This window comes from Erwinia pyrifoliae DSM 12163, from assembly GCF_000026985.1.
Classification (GTDB): Bacteria; Pseudomonadota; Gammaproteobacteria; order Enterobacterales; family Enterobacteriaceae; genus Erwinia; species Erwinia pyrifoliae.
Map to the genome: position 1 here is coordinate 1,755,225 of NC_017390.1, position 19,213 is coordinate 1,774,437.

The window sequence follows — 19,213 nt, forward strand, 5'->3', positions numbered from 1 at the left end:
GTCCTTCCGGGCGCTGAAAGGCGACAAAACAACTTCGCCATATCGCAACAGCGAGGCGGCATTAAAACCCCCGCCGCTGACCGCTGCATTAACCTCATCTGAGCCGGTCGCTGCGACCAGTAATAGTGGTCACCGGAAACCTCCCGACCCGCTGCATGACATCAGTACGCATTGACAGAGAATAAAAAAAGACGGCCGTTAAATCTGTACAAACGCCCGCATCTGCCTGCCGAAGTGAATGATTAGTTACAGACTCATTAATATTCTTAATTAACATTAACTTGCTATGCCGTTTTTTTTTTATGTGTTCCACTGCTTTCCGCTAAAATCGGCTAACAGGGAAAATGATGTTTAAGCACATGAAGGTTGTTACCAGCTTGATTCTGGTGCTGGTGTTTTTTTGTTTTTTGCAATTGACCGCTGGCGGTCTTTTCTTCCAGTCCTTGAAAGGCGTTAAAGATAACTTCGCCGTATCTCAAACGCTACGACAGCAGCAAACCGAACTGAATAACACATTCAATGCGCTGGTTCAGACGCGAACCGCCATGAGTCTTGCCGCTCATCGTTTCAGGTTAGATATGGATCGAAAGGGTGCCGGCAATAGCGTTGATGAATTTCTGGCGGTGGCGCAGAGGCAGCTGATCCTTGCTGAAAAAAGCTATCAGCGCTGGGATTCATCTTTGTCCGAATTGAGTAAAAACTCAGACGAGGCGCGGGAAATGGAGAAAGGCTACGTCGCACTACATGGTGCGCTGGCTGAACTTCATCAGTTCATCAAAGTAGGTAAACTCAGCGATTATTATGCTCAGCCCACCCAGGCCTTTCTGGACGCTTTTACCGGGTCATACACGGCCTGGCAGCAGAAAAGAGATGCCCTGATGGATGCCGGAGCTGAAGAAAATCTGCATGCCTGGCACAGGTCAATTTGGATCCTGGGCAGCGTGCTGGTGGTGGCGTTGCTAATGAGCTTCGGCGTGTGGCTCGGAACACGTCATATTTTGCTGCGGCCGCTACGTACCAGTATTGACCATATTAGTGCTATCGCCAGCGGTGATTTAACCCGGCAGATAACCGTCGACGGGCATAACGAAATGGCCCAGCTGGCCGCCAGACTGCAATATATGCAGTCTGAACTGGTACGTACCGTCGGCGCGGTGCGCGACGGTTCCGATGCCATTCTGACCGGTGCCAGTGAAATTGCCGCCGGTAACAATGAGCTGTCATCCCGCACCGAGCAGCAGGCCGCCGCGCTGGGTCAGACCGCTGCCAGCATGGAGCAACTCACCGCCACGGTGAAGCAGAACGCTGAAAATGCCTGCCAGGCGTCACAGCTGGCGCTCAGCGCTTCTCAAACGGCGCTGAAGGGCGGCAAGGTCGTGGACAGCGTGGTGAAGACCATGAATGAGATTGCCAGTAGTTCAAAAAAGATCGCCGATATCACTGGCGTGATCGACAGTATTGCCTTTCAGACCAATATTCTGTCGCTGAATGCGGCGGTGGAGGCAGCGCGCGCCGGTGAGCAGGGACGCGGCTTCGCCGTGGTGGCCGGAGAGGTGCGCAGCCTCGCCCAGCGTAGCGCACAGGCGGCTAAGGAAATCAAAGAGCTGATCGAAGACTCCGTGGAACGCGTTGATACCGGATCGGTACTGGTGGAAAGTGCCGGGGAAACCATGAACGATATCGTTAATTCGGTGACCCGCGTCACCGATATCATGGGTGAAATTGCCTCGGCCTCTGAAGAACAGAGCCGTGGAATCGATCAGGTTGGCGCTGCCGTCAGCGAAATGGACCGCGTTACCCAGCAGAACGCCGCGCTGGTGGAAGAATCCGCTTCGGCGGCGGCCTCGCTGGAAGAGCAGGCCGCCCGCCTGACGCAGTCGGTGGCGGCTTTCAGCATCAGGTTGCCGCACAATACTGCCGATGCGGTGGCGAAGCGGCCAGCGCAGGGTGCAACGGCAACGGCTGAACCGGCGAACGATGACACGCACTGGGAAACCTTTTAATCCTCGAAACAGGGTGAGCACCCATGCTGATATTATTCATGAACCGCAATTTTTTTCATCTTGTAACCGGGGAAAAAGATGTTTAAGCGTATGAAAGTCGTGACCAGCCTGGCACTGGTTTTAGTTTTATTCGGCTCACTACAGCTGATTTCAGGCGGTCTGTTCCTGTATTCACTGAATGGTGACAAGAAAAACTTCACGCTGACACAACAGATCCGCTGCGAACAGACAAATCTTACCTCTACATGGGTGGCGCTGGTGCAAACGCGTATTACCCTCAACCGGGCAGCAACGCGTTACATGCAGGACGAAAAAGGTCAGGGAAACGGTCCCACTGTCGATGAACTGCTTGCACTGGCGAAAACCCAGCTGAACGTTGCCGGGCAGCAGTTTGCCGCATTTATGCAAGTGCAACCGGCGGAAGCGGTTACCCAGCCACACGTTAAGGGAGTCAACGAACGCTATGTCATTCTGCACGATGCGTTAAGCGAGCTGACGCGGATGCTGACCAACAGGGACCTTAAAGGTAGTGTTGACCAGCCGACCACGGATTTCCAGAATGACTTTGAAAAGGCCTATGATTGCTGGCTGGAATACGCCGGTCGACTGCTGAATGAGGGTTCTGAAGAGAACAATAACGCTTATCAGCGCGCTATCTGGGTGATGTTGACTATCCTGCTAATATCGCTGGCAATTCTTGCGGCGGTATGGGCAGGAATCCATCACATTCTGCTACGTCCGTTGCAGCAAAGTATTGAACACATCCGTCAGATCGCCAGCGGCGATCTGACTCAGGCGAACGCATTGCAGGGACATAACGAAATGGCGCAGCTGGCCGCCAGTTTGCAACATATGCAGGATGAACTGGCACGAACCGTCGGCGTGGTGCGCGACGGTTCTGATACCATCCTGACCAGCGCCAGTGAAATTGCCGCCGGAAACAGTGACCTGTCGTCCCGTACCGAACAGCAGGCTGCTGCGCTGGGCCAGACCGCTGCCAGCATGGAGCAACTCACCGCCACGGTGAAGCAGAACGCCGAAAATGCCATTAAGGCGAGTCAGCTGGTGCTCAACGCCTCTGAAACCGCCCTGAAAGGGGGCAAAGTGGTGGATGGCATGGTGAAAACCATGAGCGAGATTGCCGACAGTTCAAAAAAAATCGCCGATATTACCGGCATGATCGACAGTATTGCCTTTCAGACCAATATTCTGTCGCTGAATGCGGCAGTCGAGGCAGCGCGCGCCGGTGAGCAGGGGCGCGGCTTCGCCGTGGTGGCCGGGGAGGTGCGCAGCCTCGCCCAGCGTAGCGCACAGGCGGCGAAGGAAATTAAAGGGCTGATCGAAGACTCCGTGTCGCGTATTGATACCGGATCGGTACTGGTGGAAAGCGCCGGGGAAACCATGAGCGATATCGTTAATTCGGTGACGCGTGTGACCGACATTATGGCAGAGATCGCTTCCGCTTCCGATGAGCAAAGCCGTGGAATCGATCAGGTTGGCACTGCCGTGAGCGAAATGGACCGCGTCACCCAGCACAACGCCGCGCTGGTGGAACAGTCAGCGTCGGCATCGGCATCGCTGGAGGATCAGGCCNGCAGACTGAAACAGGCGGTAGCGGTGTTCCGCATCACGCAGCAGCCCGCCGTTGCCAGCAGCGAGCTGAAGCACCCGACGATCGCCCCGATGGCAACAGGGGTACGGCCGACACCCGCAGATCGTGACAGCAACTGGGAAACGTTCTGACGCCCGGGCAGCGGTCGACCACTCCCACGGGTTGATCGCAGAACAGACACCACTCCCCTTCGATAAGAAATAAAATCAACCTTCAGGCGTTAAACAGCGTAAAGATCTCTGACCGGCGGCCGATAACAACTGACCGAACCGCTCAATAAGGAAGATTATGTTTACGCGCATGAAGGTTGTTACCAGCCTTATTCTGGTGCTGGTATTTTTAGGTTCATTACAGTTAATCACCGGTGGCTTGTTCTGCCACTCGCTGCAAGGCGACAAAAATAATTTTGCCATATCACAACAGTTGCGCCTGCAACAATCTGCGCTTAACCAGTCATGGAACGCCCTGATGCAGGCGCGGAATAGCCTCAGTCGCTCCGGCATCCGCTATATGCTGGATGCCAACCGCATGGGCAGTGGCGACACGGTTAAACAGTTGCTTGACGCAGCACAGGATCGGTTAAGCCTTGCAGATAAAAACTACCGGCTGTGGCAATCGCATTTGTCTGCGGCTGGTAAAGCCTCGGCCAACGTCCAGGCGGTACAGAAAAACTATACCGTACTGCATGATGCACTGAGCGGACTTATCCCCCTGATGAATAAAGGTAAAATTACCGAGTTCTTTGGTCAACCGATCCAGAGCTATCAAAACGATTTCAGCAAAGCCTATGACGCCTGGCTGGCAAAAAATGACGCGCTGGCCGCTCAGGGCGCGGCAGACAACCTGCACGCTTACCGGCAGGCGATCTGGTTTATTGTGCTGGTGCTGGTGGTCACGCTGCTGGTGATTTCAGGCGTCTGGAGCGCCATGCATCGCATTCTGCTACTGCCGCTCCAGACCAGTATTGACCATATTCGCCATATTGCCCGTGGTGATTTAACCCGGCGGATAACCGTTCAGGGGCATAATGAAATGGCGCAGCTGGCTGCCAGCCTGCAGCACATGCAGGATGAACTGGCGCGCACCGTCAGCGCGGTACGCAACGGTTCCGATGCCATCTTTAACGGCGTCGGCGAAATCGCCGCCGGCAATACTGACCTGTCATCCCGCACCGGACAGCAGGCCGCCGCGCTGCAGCAGACCGCTGCCAGCATGGAACAGCTGACGGCAACCGTTAAGCAGAACGCCGAAAATGCCCGCCAGGCGTCGCGGCTGGCGCTCAGCGCCTCGGAAACCGCGCTGAAAGGGGGCAAGGTGGTGGATGGCGTGGTGAAAACCATGAGCGAGATTGCCGGAAGCTCTCAGCAAATTGCCGATATTACCAGCGTCATCGACGGTATCGCCTTCCAGACCAATATTCTGGCGCTCAATGCGGCGGTAGAGGCGGCGCGTGCCGGCGAGCAGGGGCGCGGTTTTGCCGTGGTGGCAGGAGAAGTGCGTAACCTGGCGCAGCGCAGCGCGCAGGCTGCCAGGGAAATTAAAGGGTTGATCGATGACTCCGTGGCGCGCATTGACACCGGATCGGTGCTGGTGGAAAGCGCCGGGGAAACCATGAGCGAAATCGTCAACGCCGTTACGCGCGTGACCGACATCATGGGTGAAATTGCTTCCGCTTCCGGTGAACAGAGCCGTGGCATCGACCTGGTGGGGGCTGCCGTCAGCGAAATGGATCGCGTTACCCAGCAGAATGCTGCGCTGGTGGAACAGTCTGCGGCGGCAGCGGCTTTGCTGGAAAAACAGTCCGGCGGGCTTAAACAGGCGATGGCGGTGTTCCAAATCGGTAAAGAAAATCTCACTGCGGCCGTTAATAACTCTGGCGTGCCGCTTTCTTCCCGTCTGTCGCCTGTTGCCACGGCAAAAAAAGCCGAGCCGAAGGCGGCTGGCCCTGACGAAAACTGGGAAACGTTTTAAGACAAGGTGCACGGGCTAGCCAGGCGGCAACACCATCAAGCAGGGCTTAATCCGTGCGCGGGCCGTTTGTGACAAATTTTTGCTGGCATTGGCGAGCAATATTTCCGGGGAGAATGCAATGTTAAGTCGTTTACGTATTTCTGGCACCATTATCTGCCTGTTTGGCCTTTTCTGCCTGATGCAGATGCTGGCCAGCGGCTTGTCGTTTAACTCTTTCCGGCTTGATGCCCACAATCTGTATCAGGTCGAGATCAGCGGCGCTCAGCGCGATACATTAGGCGAGAGCTGGGCGGCACTGCTGAGCGCCCGTCTCAATTTGAGCCGTGCGAGTAACCGTGCCGCGCTTAATCGTCCTCATGATCAGGTACTCACCCTGATGGACAAGGCACAGACTGACCTGGCTATGGCCGAGAAAGCGTTTAACGCTTTTCAGGCGATCGCTACGGTAACGCCCGAAGGCGAGGCGTTAAAGCAGGATATTACAGTGGCTTATGGCGTGTACTACCAAGAACTGGTGCAGCTGACTGACTATCTACAAAAAAATCAGCTACAGGCATTTCTCGACTCGCCCACGCAGGGCAAACAGGAGCAGTTCCAGCGGCTATACAGCCGCTGGATGAAGCACATTGATGTGCTGCGCGATCATGCCGGTGAAGCCAGTAAGGGTTTTTACCTGCAGTCCAAAGTGATATTCGTCACAGCGGTAGTGCTGTCGCTGCTGCTAACGCTCACCGCAATGCTTTGGGCAAAGCGCAGCCTGATTGCGCCGCTGGCACGAATGCGCAGCCACTTTGAACGTATTTCGCGCGGCGATCTGAATGGCCAGATCGAAGCGGGGGGCAGCAATGAGCTGGGCCAGTTATTTAACAGCCTGCAGCATATGCAACAGGCGCTGGCATTGACAGTGCGTGACGTGCGTGATGGCAGTCGCAGCATGCAGACCGGTATTCAGGAGATCGCCACCGGTAACAACGATTTGTCTGCACGCACCGAGCAGCAGGCGGCATCGCTGGCCGAGACGGCGGCCAGTATGGAACAGCTGACCGCAACGGTGGCGGCCAACGCTGATAACGCACGCCAGGCTTCAGATCTGGCGCGCTTAGCTTCAGGCACTGCGCGAAAAGGCGGTACGTTGACCGATAACGTAGTGACCACCATGAATGATATTGCCGACAGCTCGAAGAAGATAGCCGATATTACCAGCGTGATTGATGGTATCGCCTTCCAGACTAATATTCTGGCGCTCAACGCGGCGGTAGAAGCGGCGCGCGCCGGCGAGCAGGGGCGTGGTTTTGCCGTGGTGGCCGGTGAAGTACGTAATCTGGCGCAGCGCAGCGCCGGGGCGGCGAAAGAGATCAAGACGCTGATTGAAGAGTCCGTTTCACGCGTCGGCCAGGGAGCCGGGCTGGTGGCTACCGCCGGAGAAACCATGGGTGAGATTGTACAAAGCGTTAATCGGGTCAGCGACATTATGGGCGAAATCGCCGCCGCCAGTGACGAACAACGGCGTGGCATTGAACAGGTGGCGCTGGCGGTCAGCCAGATGGATCAGGTTACCCAGCAGAATGCCGCGCTGGTTGAAGAGGGAGCCGCCGCCACCGGCGCGCTGGAGGCACAAGCCGGGCAATTGACGGCAACGGTCAGCCGCTTCGTGCTGGATGCCGGTCAGAAGAGTGACGGATTTGCTGGCCACAAAGTCGGCAGAGAAGCCAAATAAAATGTATGAATTGATCCGCGCAGGCGGGATGGCTAAATGAAAAAAACGACCTTGTTGGCTCCACCGGAAAGTGCATCGCTACTGACGCAGATGGTTCAGCGCCTGCCATTGTCCGATACGCATTTTAAGCGTATCAGTCAGTTGATTTATCAGCGGGCTGGCATTGTTCTCGCCGACCATAAGAGCGAAATGGTTTACAACCGCCTGGTGCGCAGGTTGCGCACCCTGAACATTAACGATTTTGGTCACTATCTTGCGCTGCTGGAAAAGGACACCAGTAGCGCCGAATGGCAGGCGTTTATTAACGCCCTGACCACTAACCTGACGGCCTTTTTCCGTGAGGCGCACCATTTTCCGATTCTGGCGGCTCATGCGGCGCGTCATACGGGGAATTACAGCGTCTGGTGTGCGGCGGCATCAACCGGAGAAGAGCCTTACTCCATCGCCATGACGCTGGCAGAAACAGCGGGTGGCGAGGCGGGGAAATTTCAGATCCATGCCAGTGATATTGATACTCAGGTATTAGAAAAGGCGCTGGCAGGAGTATACCGCCAGGAAGAGCTACGCACGCTATCGCAACCACAGCTACAGCGCTTTTTTCTGCGCGGTACCGGCCCGCAAGAGGGCATGGTGCGGGTGCGGCCGGAGCTGACGAATCGGGTCACCTTTTCTCAACTCAACCTGCTGGCGAATGACTGGGCGCTACCCGGAACATTTAACGCGATATTCTGCCGTAACGTGATGATCTATTTTGATAAAGAGACGCAGGAGAAGATCTTACGGCGTTTCGTGCCCTTACTAAAACCGGGCGGCCTGCTGTTTGCCGGTCACTCAGAAAACTTTAGCCAAATCAGTAAAGAGTTCTATCTGCGAGGCCAGACGGTCTATGGACTGACTAAGGAAAGATGATGAGTAAAATCAGAGTACTATGCGTTGATGATTCGGCCCTGATGCGTCAGTTAATGACCGAAATTGTCAACAGTCATGCCGATATGGAGATGGTCGCTTCAGCGCCGGATCCGCTAGTGGCAAGGGATTTGATCAAGCAATTCAATCCGGATGTATTAACCCTGGATGTTGAAATGCCGCGCATGGACGGCCTCGACTTTCTGGAAAAGCTGATGCGTCTGCGCCCGATGCCGGTTGTTATGGTCTCATCACTGACCGGGCAAGGCTCAGAGATCACTCTGCGTGCGCTGGAGCTGGGGGCGGTGGACTTCGTCACCAAGCCGTCGCTGGGGATCCGCGATGGGATGCTGGCCTACAGCCAGACTATCGCTGACAAGGTGCGCGCCGCTTCCCGCGCCCGCCTGCATCCGCGCAGCGCGCAGCCCGCACCGGTGATGCTTAAGGCTGGACCGCTGCTAAGCAGTGAAAAGCTGATCGCCATTGGTGCGTCGACCGGCGGTACGGAGGCCATTCGCCATGTGCTGCAACCGTTGCCGATAACCAGTCCGGCACTGCTGATTACGCAACATATGCCCGCCGGCTTCACTCGCTCCTTTGCCGACCGCCTGAATAAGCTGTGCCAGATCACGGTGAAAGAAGCGGAGGATGGGGAACGTATTCTGCCCGGCCACGCCTATATTGCACCGGGTGCCATGCACCTTGAGCTGGCGCGTAGCGGTGCCAATTACCAGGTCAAATTGAATGACGGGCCATCCGTGAATCGTCACAAACCGTCAGTTGACGTGCTGTTCAACTCCGTGGCGCATTTTGCCGGACGAAATGCCGTCGGGGTGATCCTCACCGGTATGGGAAGCGATGGCGCTGCCGGAATGCTGGCGATGAACAAGGCGGGAGCCTGGACTATCGCCCAGAATGAAGCAAGCTGTGTGGTATTTGGCATGCCCCGTGAGGCAATAGCCCTTGGGGGAGCCAGTGAAGTGGTCGATCTTCACCAAATCAGCCAGCACATGCTGGCAAAAATTAGCGTCGGACAGGCGTTACGTATCTAGGCCGTGTCGCACAGGTCAGGTTATCTCACAGCACCACGCTGGTGTGAGGGTGCGGCAAAGTCTGAACCGGTCCTCGTAGGGCTACAAAAAACGGGAGTAGTTATGGTCGATAAAAATATGCGATTTTTGGTGGTAGACGACTTCAACACGATGCGTCGTATCGTCCGCAACCTTTTGAAAGAGCTGGGCTTCAACAACGTTGAAGAAGCGGAAGACGGCGTTGATGCGCTGAATAAGCTGCGCGCCGGGGGGTTTGACTTCGTGGTTTCTGACTGGAACATGCCCAATATGGACGGGCTGGAACTGTTGAAAACCATTCGATCGGACGGCGCGTTGGGCAAGTTACCGGTTCTGATGGTAACGGCTGAAGCCAAGAAAGAGAACATCATTGCTGCGGCCCAGGCTGGCGCCAGCGGCTATGTGGTTAAACCCTTTACAGCGGCTACCCTGGAAGAGAAGTTAGGCAAAATCTTCGAAAAACTGGGTATGTAAGTTAGGAGCCGAGATGAGTACTATTCCGAAACCAAATGTCGATGCTGCTTCGGCACAGGACATTATCTCCAAAATTGGTTCACTGACGCGGATGCTGCGCGACAGCTTGCGCGAGCTTGGGCTGGATCAGGCGATTGCCGAAGCGGCAGAGGCGATCCCCGATGCCCGCGATCGCCTCGATTATGTAGTACAGATGACTGCTCAGGCGGCAGATCGCGCGTTGAACTGCGTAGAAGCTTCCCAGCCGCGCCAGACGCAGTTGGAAGATGGAGCGAAGCAACTCAAAGGCCGTTGGGATGAGTGGTTTGAAAATCCTATCGAACTGGCAGATGCTCGCTCTTTGGTTTCGGACACGCGCGGCTATCTGGAAGCAGTGCCGGGACATACGTCTTTCACTAATGCCCAGCTGATGGAAATCATGATGGCTCAGGACTTCCAGGATCTGACCGGGCAGGTGATTAAACGCATGATGGATGTGATCCAGGAAATCGAGCGTCAGCTGCTGACGGTTCTGCTTGAAAACGTCCCTGATCAAGGTCAGCGTGTCAAAAAAGAGACCAATAATTTGCTTAATGGCCCGCAGATTAATGCGGCCGCGCCAAACGTGGTGGCAAGCCAGGATCAGGTTGACGACCTGCTGGATAGTCTCGGGTTCTGATATCGCGGGGCGGACGGCATCCGCCCCTGTTTTCCCGCCTCGTTGCCCCCCACTTTCAGCCATTCCATAAATAACCCCCTATTTACCTGCTTACTCGCGGCATTACCCCGGTGTGAATTTGGCATCCTACCCGCTGTCATTCCGTGCTGAAGGTCAGAGTCCGTGTCTCAGGATAGCGATGAGGAAAAAACAGAGTCCCCCACGGCGCACCGACTGGAAAAGGCGCGTGAAGAAGGGCAGATCCCGCGCTCGCGTGAACTGACATCGCTCCTGATGCTGATGACCGGGCTGAGCATTCTGTGGGTCGGGGGCGAGTGGATGGGGCGCAAAATGGGTGCGCTGCTGGCCGATGGTCTGGTATTCAATCATTCGGTCGTCAGTGATACCAGTCAGATGCTGCGTCTGATCGCGAATATGCTGCTGCAGGCGGTGATGGCGGTACTGCCGATGATGTTTGGCCTGGTGGTGGTGGCGATTGCTGCGCCGATGTTACTCGGCGGACTGGTGATTAGCGGTAAAGCGATCAAGTTTGACCCCGGAAAAATGAATCCCATCAAGGGATTGGGCAAACTGTTCTCGGTACAATCCGCAGCGGAATTGCTCAAGGCGGTGCTGAAAGCCACGCTGGTGGGCGTTGTTTGCGGTTTATATATCTGGCACCACTGGGCCGGGATGCTGCATTTGATGGCGGAATCTCCGCTTACCGCGCTGGCGGGTGCGATGAACATGATCGCCATGTGCTGCATTCTGGTGGTGCTCGGTTTGTCACCGATGGTCGGCTTTGACGTGTTTTACCAGCTCTTTAGCTATTTCAAAAATTTGCGTATGTCTCACCAGGACATACGCGATGAGCACAAACAGCAGGAAGGTGACCCGCATGTTAAAGGGCGGATCCGGCAGCAGATGCGCGCCGCCGCCCGCCGGCGGATGATGGCCGATGTGCCGAAAGCCGATGTCATCGTCACTAACCCGACTCACTACTCTGTGGCGTTGCAGTATGACGAGAAAAAAATGAGCGCGCCTAAAGTTGTGGCCAAAGGCGCTGGGGATATTGCCTTGCGCATCCGCGAGCTGGGGGCAGCAAACCGCATCCCTGTCCTTGAAGCTCCGCCGCTGGCGCGAGCACTCTATCGCCACAGTGAGATTGGCCAGCATATCCCGGGCGCATTGTATGCAGCCGTGGCCGAGGTACTGGCCTGGGTTTGGCAACTGCGCCGCTGGAAAGTGGAAGGGGGGCTTGTCCCGAAACGACCTGTTAAACTGCCGGTGCCGGAAGCGCTGGACTTCGCTGGAGAACAAAAATCTGATGGCTAATCTGGCCGCTTTACTTCGCTTACCGGGCAACCTGAAAGACACGCAGTGGAAAGTGCTGGCCGGTCCAATTTTGATCCTGCTGATCCTGTCGATGATGGTGCTGCCGCTACCGCCGTTCATCCTTGACCTGCTGTTCACCTTTAATATTGCCTTATCGATTATGGTGCTGCTGGTGGCGATGTTTACCCGGCGCACGCTGGAATTTGCCGCCTTCCCCACTATTTTGCTGTTCTCAACCCTGCTACGCCTGGCGCTAAACGTTGCCTCGACGCGCGTCATTCTGCTGGAAGGCCATACCGGGGCGGGTGCTGCCGGGCGGGTGGTCGAAGCCTTTGGCCACTTCCTGGTGGGTGGCAACTTCGCGATCGGTATCGTGGTTTTCATCATTCTGGTGATCATCAACTTTATGGTGATTACCAAGGGTGCAGGGCGTATTGCCGAAGTGGGCGCGCGCTTTGTGCTTGACGGGATGCCGGGCAAACAGATGGCTATCGATGCCGATCTTAACGCCGGCTTAATTGGCGAAGACGAGGCGAAAAAGCGCCGTAGTGATGTGACACAGGAAGCGGATTTCTACGGCTCCATGGATGGTGCCAGTAAGTTTGTGCGCGGTGATGCGATAGCCGGGATTATGATCATGGTGATAAACGTGATCGGCGGCCTGCTGGTTGGCGTCATACAGCACGGAATGGACGCAGGACATGCGGCGGAAACCTACACCCTGTTAACCATTGGTGACGGGCTGGTGGCGCAGATCCCGGCGCTGGTGATCTCTACTGCGGCGGGGGTTATCGTCACGCGGGTCGGTACTGATCAGGACGTGGGCGAGCAGATGGTCAGTCAGATGTTTAGTAACCCGCGCGTGATGATGCTCAGCGCGGGCGTATTAGGCATGCTGGGCCTGGTGCCGGGAATGCCAAACTTCGTGTTTCTGCTGTTTACCGCCGGCTTACTGGCACTGGCATGGTGGGTTCGCGGCAAACAGATGGCACCTAAAACCACTGCCGTAGCACAGACGGTCAGCAAACAGCCGGAAAACACCTCCAGCATGGAAGCCACCTGGAGCGATGTCCAGCTGGAAGATTCACTGGGGATGGAGGTTGGCTATCGGCTGATCCCGATGGTCGACAGCGCCCAGGATGGCGAACTGCTTGGACGCATTCGCAGCATCCGCAAGAAATTTGCTCAGGAGATGGGTTTCCTGCCGCCGGTGGTGCATATCCGGGACAATATGGATTTGACCCCCGCGCGCTACCGCATTCTGATGAAGGGCGTGGAAATTGGCAGCGGTGATGCCTTTCCGGGCCGCTGGATGGCGATTAACCCCGGCACGGCTGCCGGTACGCTGCCCGGCGAGAAAACCACTGACCCGGCCTTTGGCCTGGATGCTATCTGGATTGACAGTGCGCTAAAAGAGCAGGCGCAGATTCAGGGCTTTACGGTGGTTGAAGCCAGTACCGTGGTGGCGACCCATCTCAACCATCTGATTGGTCAGTACGCCAGCGATCTGTTTGGCCGCCAGGAAGCACAGCAGCTGCTTGACCGGGTCAGCCAGGATATGCCGAAACTGACTGAAGACGTGATCCCAGCCGTAATGACATTGACCACCCTGCATAAGGTATTGCAGAATCTGCTGGCCGAACGGGTTTCTATCCGCGATATGCGCACGATCATCGAGACGCTGGCGGAGCACGCAGCAGTGCAAACCGATCCCCAGGAACTGACGTCGGTGGTGCGTGTTGCCCTCGGCCGTGCCATCACCCAACAGTGGTTCCCCGGCAACGGTGAAGTACAAGTGATCGGGCTGGACTCCACGCTGGAACGTCTATTGTTGCAGGCATTGCAGGGCGGCGGAGGTCTGGAGCCGGGGCTGGCAGACAGACTGCTGGCTCAGGCACAAAGTGCGCTCCAGCATCAGGAAGGGCTGGGCGCACCGCCGGTGCTGCTGGTGAATCACCCGCTGCGTGCGCTGCTGGCACGTTTTCTGCGGCGCTCGCTGCCGCAGCTGATGGTCATCTCGAATATGGAACTGACCGACAATCGCCAGATCCGTATGACGTCAACCATCGGCGGCCAGTGATGAAAGCGATACTGTGGTTACTGTTCAGCTTTCCCGTTGTGGCCACGGCTACTGACGGGGGTTGGCAGGCCAGCGCTACCGGGCCTGCACTGGCGAACCGGGGCGTGGCGGCATCCTCCCAGCCGCTTATTCCGCCAGCCGGGGTCGCCGGGGTGATGACCGATGTGGCCTGGCGTTATACGCTGAGCACCCCGGCTCCCGCCGGGTTGCAGGTACGGCTCTGCGCAACAGATCGTTGTGTCGTGGTGGAAGGCGGCAGCGGCGTAACGCGTGGTTTAACCGACGTTGCTGCCGGGGAAACATTACGCTTTATCTTTCAGGTTGAGGGAAAAGGGCGGGTGTTTCCGCTGCTGCGCGTGGTGAGTAATGAGGTAATGGTCAATTACCATTAGCCTGAAGCGAAGTCGGGCGGTCACGCCCGGTTGGCGGGCCGATCTTCTGCAGACAGGCCCGCTGGAGTTACATCCGCTCTACCGTTGCAATGCCTAAGGTATCCAGCCCCTGTTTCAGGGTTTTAGCCGTTAACAGCGCCAGGCGCAGACGGCTCTGTTTGGTGGCTTCATCTTCCGCGTTAAGGATAGGGCAGTGCTCGTAAAAGCCCGAGAACAGCCCGGCCAGATCGTACAGATAGGCACACATCACATGCGGCATGCCGTCGCGCGCAACCTGGGTTATCGTCTCGTCAAACTGTAACAGGCGTACGGCAAGTGCCGCTTCACGATCCTCAATAATGCGCGTTGTGCCGCTCACCGCTTCTGCATCGATACCCGCTTTGCGGAATACCGACAGCACGCGGGTATAGGCGTACTGCATGTAGGGTGCGGTATTGCCTTCAAACGCCAGCATGTTGTCCCAGTCGAAGATATAGTCTGTGGTGCGGCTTTTAGACAGGTCGGCATATTTCACTGCGCCGATACCGACGATATTCGCCAGTGCTTTCAGCTCCCCGGCGGGCATATCGGGGTTTTTTTCCGCCACCAGTCTGGTCGCACGGTCTATCGCTTCATCCAGCAGGTCGGACAGTTTGATGGTTCCACCCGCGCGGGTTTTAAACGGCTTACCGTCTTTACCCAACATCATGCCGAACATATGGTGTTCTAACGGGATGTTTTCCGGCACATAACCGGCTTTGCGTACGATAGTCCATGCCTGCATCAAATGCTGGTGCTGGCGCGAATCGATGTAATACAGCACCCGGTCGGCTTTCAGGGTTTCATAGCGGTATTTGGCACAGGCAATGTCGGTGGTGGTGTAGAGATAGCCGCCGTCCTTTTTCTGCACGATCACGCCCATCGGTTCACCGTCCTTGTTTTTATACTCATCAAGGAAAACCACCGTTGCCCCTTCGCTTTCCACCGCCAGCCCTTTGGCTTTCAGGTCTGCGACGATGCCGGGTAGCATATCGTTGTACAGGCTTTCCCCCATCACATCATCACGAGCCAGCGTGACGTTCATGCGGTCATAAATTAGCTGGTTCTGCGTCATGGTGATGTCGACCAGCTGCTTCCACATTTTGCGGCAGTACTCATCCCCGCCCTGTAGCTTAACCACGTAGCCACGCGCGCGTTCGGCGAAAGCAGGATCTTCATCGTAGGTTCGCTTGGCTTCACGGTAGAAAGCTTCGAGATCGGCGAGGGCGAGGGTTTCCTGATGCTCGTTCTGCTGCTTCTCCAGGAAAGCAATCAGCATACCAAACTGGGTGCCCCAGTCGCCGACGTGGTTGGCGCGGATAACCTTATGGCCGAGGAACGCCAGAGTACGCGCCGCCGCATCGCCGATAATCGTCGAGCGTACGTGGCCGACGTGCATCTCTTTGGCGACGTTGGGCGCAGAGTAGTCAATGACCACCGTTTTAGGCTCGACGGGCGAAATCCCCAGCTTCGGTGCCGTCAGCACGCTGTCAATTTGTGCCGACAGCCACTGCGGCGCAAGGAAGATATTGATAAAGCCAGGGCCGGCAATGTCAACTTTGTGCGCAATACCGCTAAGATCCAGCTGCTCCAGCACCTTTTCTGCCAGTTGTCGCGGCGGCATACCCAGGTTTTTTGCTACGGCCATTATGCCGTTAGCCTGGTAATCACCAAACTGCGCTTTAGCCGACTGCCGCACCTGAGGCTCGCAATCTGCCGGAGCGCCTACTGCGATCATCGCCTGACTGACTTTTTCTGAGAGAAGGGCCTGAATATTCACCGAGTTACCTTAATTTTTCTCAGCCCACGCGGGTGGGCAAGAGGTGGTCACCACGCCGCCACAGGAAAATAATCATTCATGACTGGCAGCGGTCAAAAAAGAAGGGGAAAAGTATACTGCATTTAGTGACAAGTTATCCAGGAACCTGACGTTGTGGTTGCGGCATGCTGCCCGGGCGGGAACATCCGGCTAAGCGGCTGTCTGCCAGCGCGAAGCGGGGTGGCATAATAAGCCTGTTATCCCGCTGCGACGGTTATTTTCCTGATGTCGTATGGCACAATATTGGCTAAGACGTCGTTTTTGCTAAGCCGGGTTCCGGCAGAGAAAGGATCTTGTTATGTCAGACATCAAGCATGTGCCAGAACTGGCCGATATCCTCGCGGATTTGCCGCGTTTCACCAACGCGATCCATCATCTTGCGCAGCGTTTAGGGCTGGATCTGCTGCCTTTAGAGGTCGACCATATTGCGCTGCGCTGCCACCAGAACGCCACCGCAGAACGCTGGCAGCAGGGGCTGCTGCGCTGCGCGACGCTGTTTTCGCAAAAGGACATTGCCGGGCGACCTGTCGCCCTGTTTGAATTAGCGACCCCGCTTGACGTTGGGCCATGGAGCATCTCCGTTGTCGAACTGCCCTGGCCTGGCCAGCGCCTTTACCGCCATGAAGGTTGGGAGCATGTCGAAGTGGTGCTGCGCGGTGAGGCGAGCACCTTAGGCACGCGCGCGCTGGCGCTGATGGCCGACGAAGGGCTGACTCAGCAGGGCATATCCATTAAAACCAGCGCGCCAAAAGGTGACGGCGAAAAGCTGCCGAACCCCACGCTGGCGGTAACCGACGGTCAGGTCACCATCAAATTTCACCCCTGGAGCCTGAAAGAGATCGTCGCCAGCGAAAACGAGGGTCAGTAACCGACTGCCCGCGTCATGCGAAGCAGCGCCTGCTTCAGCAGCTGGCGCTGACAGCCGAAGTTGAAACGAATAAATTGATTGTTGCCGAAGTCATGCCCTGGCGAGAATCCGAGTCCGTGTGTTTCGAAGAACAGCGCCGGGTTTGCAACGCCGAGTCCGCTGGCATCTATCCAGCCGAGAAAGCTGGCTTCCGGCGACACCATGCTCAGGCCCGGTAGTTTATTGACGTGCTGCACCAGGCTGTCGCGGTTGGCGCGCAGATAATCCAGCTGCGCGTCCAGCCATGGCTGACCATCGCGCCAGGCGGCGGTGGCGGCGACGTAAGCCAGTACATCAACATCCGGTACTATTCCTTTGCGCGTACGGTTAAAATGCGCGCGCAGCTCAGGATTAGGGATCACCGCCAGTGAAGCGCCCAGTCCGGCAATATTGAAACTTTTTGACGGCGACAGCAGGGTGACAGAACGCTGTGCCGCATCCTCGCTCAGGCTGGCGAAGGGAATATGCCGGGCGCCCGGCTCCAGCAGCAGGTCGCAGTGGATTTCATCCGAACAGACCAGCAGGTCATGACGCTGGGCGAAGCGCAACTGCGCCTCCAGTTCGTCGCGGCGATAAACGGTGCCGCCGGGATTATGTGGGTTACACAACAGCAGCATTTTCTCATTGCCGCTAAGTTTGTCCTCCAGGCTGTCCAGATCCAGTACCCAACGCTGCTGCCGCAGCCGGAGCGCCGCGCTCAGATGGGTTCGTGCGGCTAATTTGGCAGCCAGGAAAAACGGCGGATAAATGGGCGTTGGGGCGACCGTGCCCTGATGCGCTTCGGTAAAAGCACGCACGGCGATGTTAATACCGGTCACCACGCCGGGTAAAAAGACCAGCCACTCAGGCTGGATCTGCCAGCCGTAGAGCCTGCCCAGGCGCTCAATGACCACCCCGATCAGTTCTTCAGAGGGGAAACCGTAACCAAAAATTCCCTGGGAGACACGTTGCTGTAAGGCGTCAATAATGCAGTCTGCAGCACGAAAATCGGTATCAGCAATCCACAGTGGAATAATATCCCGGTCGCCGTACTTTCTCCACTTAAGGCTATCGCTGTGACGGCGGTCTATCCGTTGGTCAAAATTGAATGGCATGATAACGGTTCCAGTTAATAGAAGAACTAATACAGCAACGTTTTAGTATACATTAACAATCAGGACAGCAGTGATAACCGGAGGATGGGATGCGACAACTGGAAATATGCTGCTACGGAGTGGAATGTGCCGTCACGGCAGAGCGAGCGGGTGCCGACCGCATTGAATTGTGCACTGCACCAACAGAAGGCGGGCTGACCCCTTCGGCCGGCGCTTTGCGAAGTGCACGTCAACGTGTGGGCATTCCGGTTCACCCAATCGTGCGCCCGCGAGGCGGCGATTTTTGTTACAGTGACGGTGAATTTGACCAGATTAAGTCTGATATCGCGTTTATACGTGAGCTGGGATTTCCCGGGCTGGTCATTGGTTTGCTGGATGTAGACGGGCATGTCGATCTGCCGCGTATGCGTCAGGTGATGCAACTTTGTCAGGGGATGGACATCACCTTCCATCGTGCATTCGATCTGTGCCACAACCCGCTGGCTGCCCTGGCGCAAATTGCGGATTTGGGCGTAACGCGCATCCTGACCTCCGGCCAGCAGCAGAGTGCGGAAAGCGGGTTACCCTTGCTCAGGGAACTTACCCGACAGGCCGGTGGTCCAATCATCATGGCCGGAGCGGGAGTGCGTTTAAGCAACTTGCAAAAGTTTATTGATGCAGGCGTAATGGAAATTCATAGTTCAGCAAGCCAGCGAATTTCCTCAACCATGCGTTATCGTAAAGCGGGCGTCTCAATGTGTTCCGAGGCTGAGAATGACGAGTTTAGCCGTACCTGTGTGGATGCAGATGTTGTCGCCGCGATGAAAAGCGTTCTTATGGCTTCACCGGAGCAGGTGGCATAAAAGGGTGCCAGCCGCTAAACAGGTTCCCCTGCACAAAGATAACCAACCGATTTTGCCGCGCAGCACGCCGAACGTTGACGTGATGTTTGCCAGTACCAGACCCCAGCACCTTTGTTGGGGTTTTTTTTGTCTGTGGCAATGGTGACATTAATCAGCATACTGACCGTGCACCGCAGCACAGCCGTCATGCAGCCAAAATCATAATCCATGCAGCATAATGGCTTATTTCTGGTTAGGTGGTCAGTCGACTCTGGCTTGTTCAGCCGGTCATCGGCTGCAAAGTCGATGATAAATGGCGATTGATATCCCTCAAAATCCGGGTTTACCGTTTTTGAT

Annotated in this window: 15 protein-coding genes; 13 read left to right on the top strand and 2 right to left on the bottom strand. The window is 56.2% G+C overall.

What is annotated here, in order from left to right; genetic code table 11:
* The first annotated feature begins 347 nt into the window (after window positions 1–347).
* The 11 genes from EPYR_RS07780 (at window position 348) to flhE (ending at window position 14,197) form a co-directional block, all read left to right on the top strand.
* Window positions 348–2,003: a methyl-accepting chemotaxis protein gene (locus tag EPYR_RS07780; RefSeq protein ID WP_012667851.1), complete on the top strand. Its 1,656-nt coding sequence runs from the start codon at window positions 348–350 to the stop codon at window positions 2,001–2,003.
* A gap of 78 nt (window positions 2,004–2,081) precedes the next feature.
* The gene (locus EPYR_RS07785) at window positions 2,082–3,746 is read left to right on the top strand and encodes a methyl-accepting chemotaxis protein (protein ID WP_014538847.1); all 1,665 of its coding nucleotides are present in this window, start codon (window positions 2,082–2,084) and stop codon (window positions 3,744–3,746) included.
* A 157-nt stretch (window positions 3,747–3,903) separates the two neighbouring features.
* Window positions 3,904–5,586, top strand: coding sequence for a methyl-accepting chemotaxis protein (locus EPYR_RS07790; protein WP_012667853.1), 1,683 nt, complete (start codon window positions 3,904–3,906; stop codon window positions 5,584–5,586).
* A 118-nt stretch (window positions 5,587–5,704) separates the two neighbouring features.
* Window positions 5,705–7,303, top strand: a complete 1,599-nt coding sequence (locus tag EPYR_RS07795) for a methyl-accepting chemotaxis protein (RefSeq protein WP_012667854.1) — start codon at window positions 5,705–5,707, stop codon at window positions 7,301–7,303.
* Between the two features lie 36 nt (window positions 7,304–7,339).
* Window positions 7,340–8,212 carry a protein-glutamate O-methyltransferase CheR gene (cheR, locus tag EPYR_RS07800; protein ID WP_012667855.1) on the top strand — a complete coding sequence of 291 codons (873 nt, stop codon included), beginning with the start codon at window positions 7,340–7,342 and terminating at the stop codon, window positions 8,210–8,212.
* Complete coding sequence (locus EPYR_RS07805; RefSeq protein ID WP_012667856.1) at window positions 8,212–9,261, top strand: protein-glutamate methylesterase/protein-glutamine glutaminase; 1,050 nt, start codon at window positions 8,212–8,214, stop codon at window positions 9,259–9,261. Before cheR ends, EPYR_RS07805 begins: the two co-directional genes overlap by 1 nt.
* 102 nt (window positions 9,262–9,363) lie before the next feature.
* The gene (cheY, locus tag EPYR_RS07810; protein WP_012667857.1) at window positions 9,364–9,753 is read left to right on the top strand and encodes a chemotaxis response regulator CheY; all 390 of its coding nucleotides are present in this window, start codon (window positions 9,364–9,366) and stop codon (window positions 9,751–9,753) included.
* Window positions 9,754–9,766: 13 nt separating this feature from the next.
* A complete protein-coding gene (cheZ, locus tag EPYR_RS07815) occupies window positions 9,767–10,411 on the top strand; it encodes a protein phosphatase CheZ (RefSeq protein ID WP_012667858.1) in 645 nt (214 codons plus the stop codon).
* A gap of 162 nt (window positions 10,412–10,573) precedes the next feature.
* Window positions 10,574–11,725: a flagellar biosynthesis protein FlhB gene (gene flhB / locus EPYR_RS07820; protein ID WP_012667859.1), complete on the top strand. Its 1,152-nt coding sequence runs from the start codon at window positions 10,574–10,576 to the stop codon at window positions 11,723–11,725.
* Window positions 11,718–13,805 (top strand): flagellar biosynthesis protein FlhA, encoded by a 2,088-nt coding sequence (gene flhA / locus EPYR_RS07825; RefSeq protein WP_012667860.1) that lies wholly within the window; start codon window positions 11,718–11,720, stop codon window positions 13,803–13,805. Before flhB ends, flhA begins: the two co-directional genes overlap by 8 nt.
* Window positions 13,805–14,197 carry a flagellar protein FlhE gene (gene flhE / locus EPYR_RS07830; RefSeq protein ID WP_012667861.1) on the top strand — a complete coding sequence of 131 codons (393 nt, stop codon included), beginning with the start codon at window positions 13,805–13,807 and terminating at the stop codon, window positions 14,195–14,197. The genes flhA and flhE overlap by 1 nt, the downstream gene beginning before the upstream one ends.
* Before the next feature lie 67 nt (window positions 14,198–14,264).
* Here the strand turns inward: flhE and argS are convergent, their stop codons facing one another.
* Window positions 14,265–15,995, bottom strand: coding sequence for an arginine--tRNA ligase (gene argS / locus EPYR_RS07835; RefSeq protein ID WP_012667862.1), 1,731 nt, complete (start codon window positions 15,993–15,995; stop codon window positions 14,265–14,267).
* Window positions 15,996–16,332: 337 nt separating this feature from the next.
* Here argS and EPYR_RS07840 point away from each other — a divergent pair, with 337 nt between their 5' ends.
* The gene (locus EPYR_RS07840; RefSeq protein ID WP_012667863.1) at window positions 16,333–16,902 is read left to right on the top strand and encodes a VOC family protein; all 570 of its coding nucleotides are present in this window, start codon (window positions 16,333–16,335) and stop codon (window positions 16,900–16,902) included.
* On the opposite strand, the gene EPYR_RS07845 is transcribed toward EPYR_RS07840, so the two are convergent.
* Entirely contained in the window at window positions 16,896–18,035 is a 1,140-nt protein-coding gene (locus EPYR_RS07845; protein WP_012667864.1) for a MalY/PatB family protein, read from the bottom strand. The genes EPYR_RS07840 and EPYR_RS07845 overlap by 7 nt on opposite strands.
* 89 nt (window positions 18,036–18,124) lie before the next feature.
* Here EPYR_RS07845 and cutC point away from each other — a divergent pair, with 89 nt between their 5' ends.
* The gene (cutC, locus tag EPYR_RS07850; RefSeq protein ID WP_012667865.1) at window positions 18,125–18,877 is read left to right on the top strand and encodes a copper homeostasis protein CutC; all 753 of its coding nucleotides are present in this window, start codon (window positions 18,125–18,127) and stop codon (window positions 18,875–18,877) included.
* The last annotated feature ends 336 nt before the right edge of the window (window positions 18,878–19,213 follow it).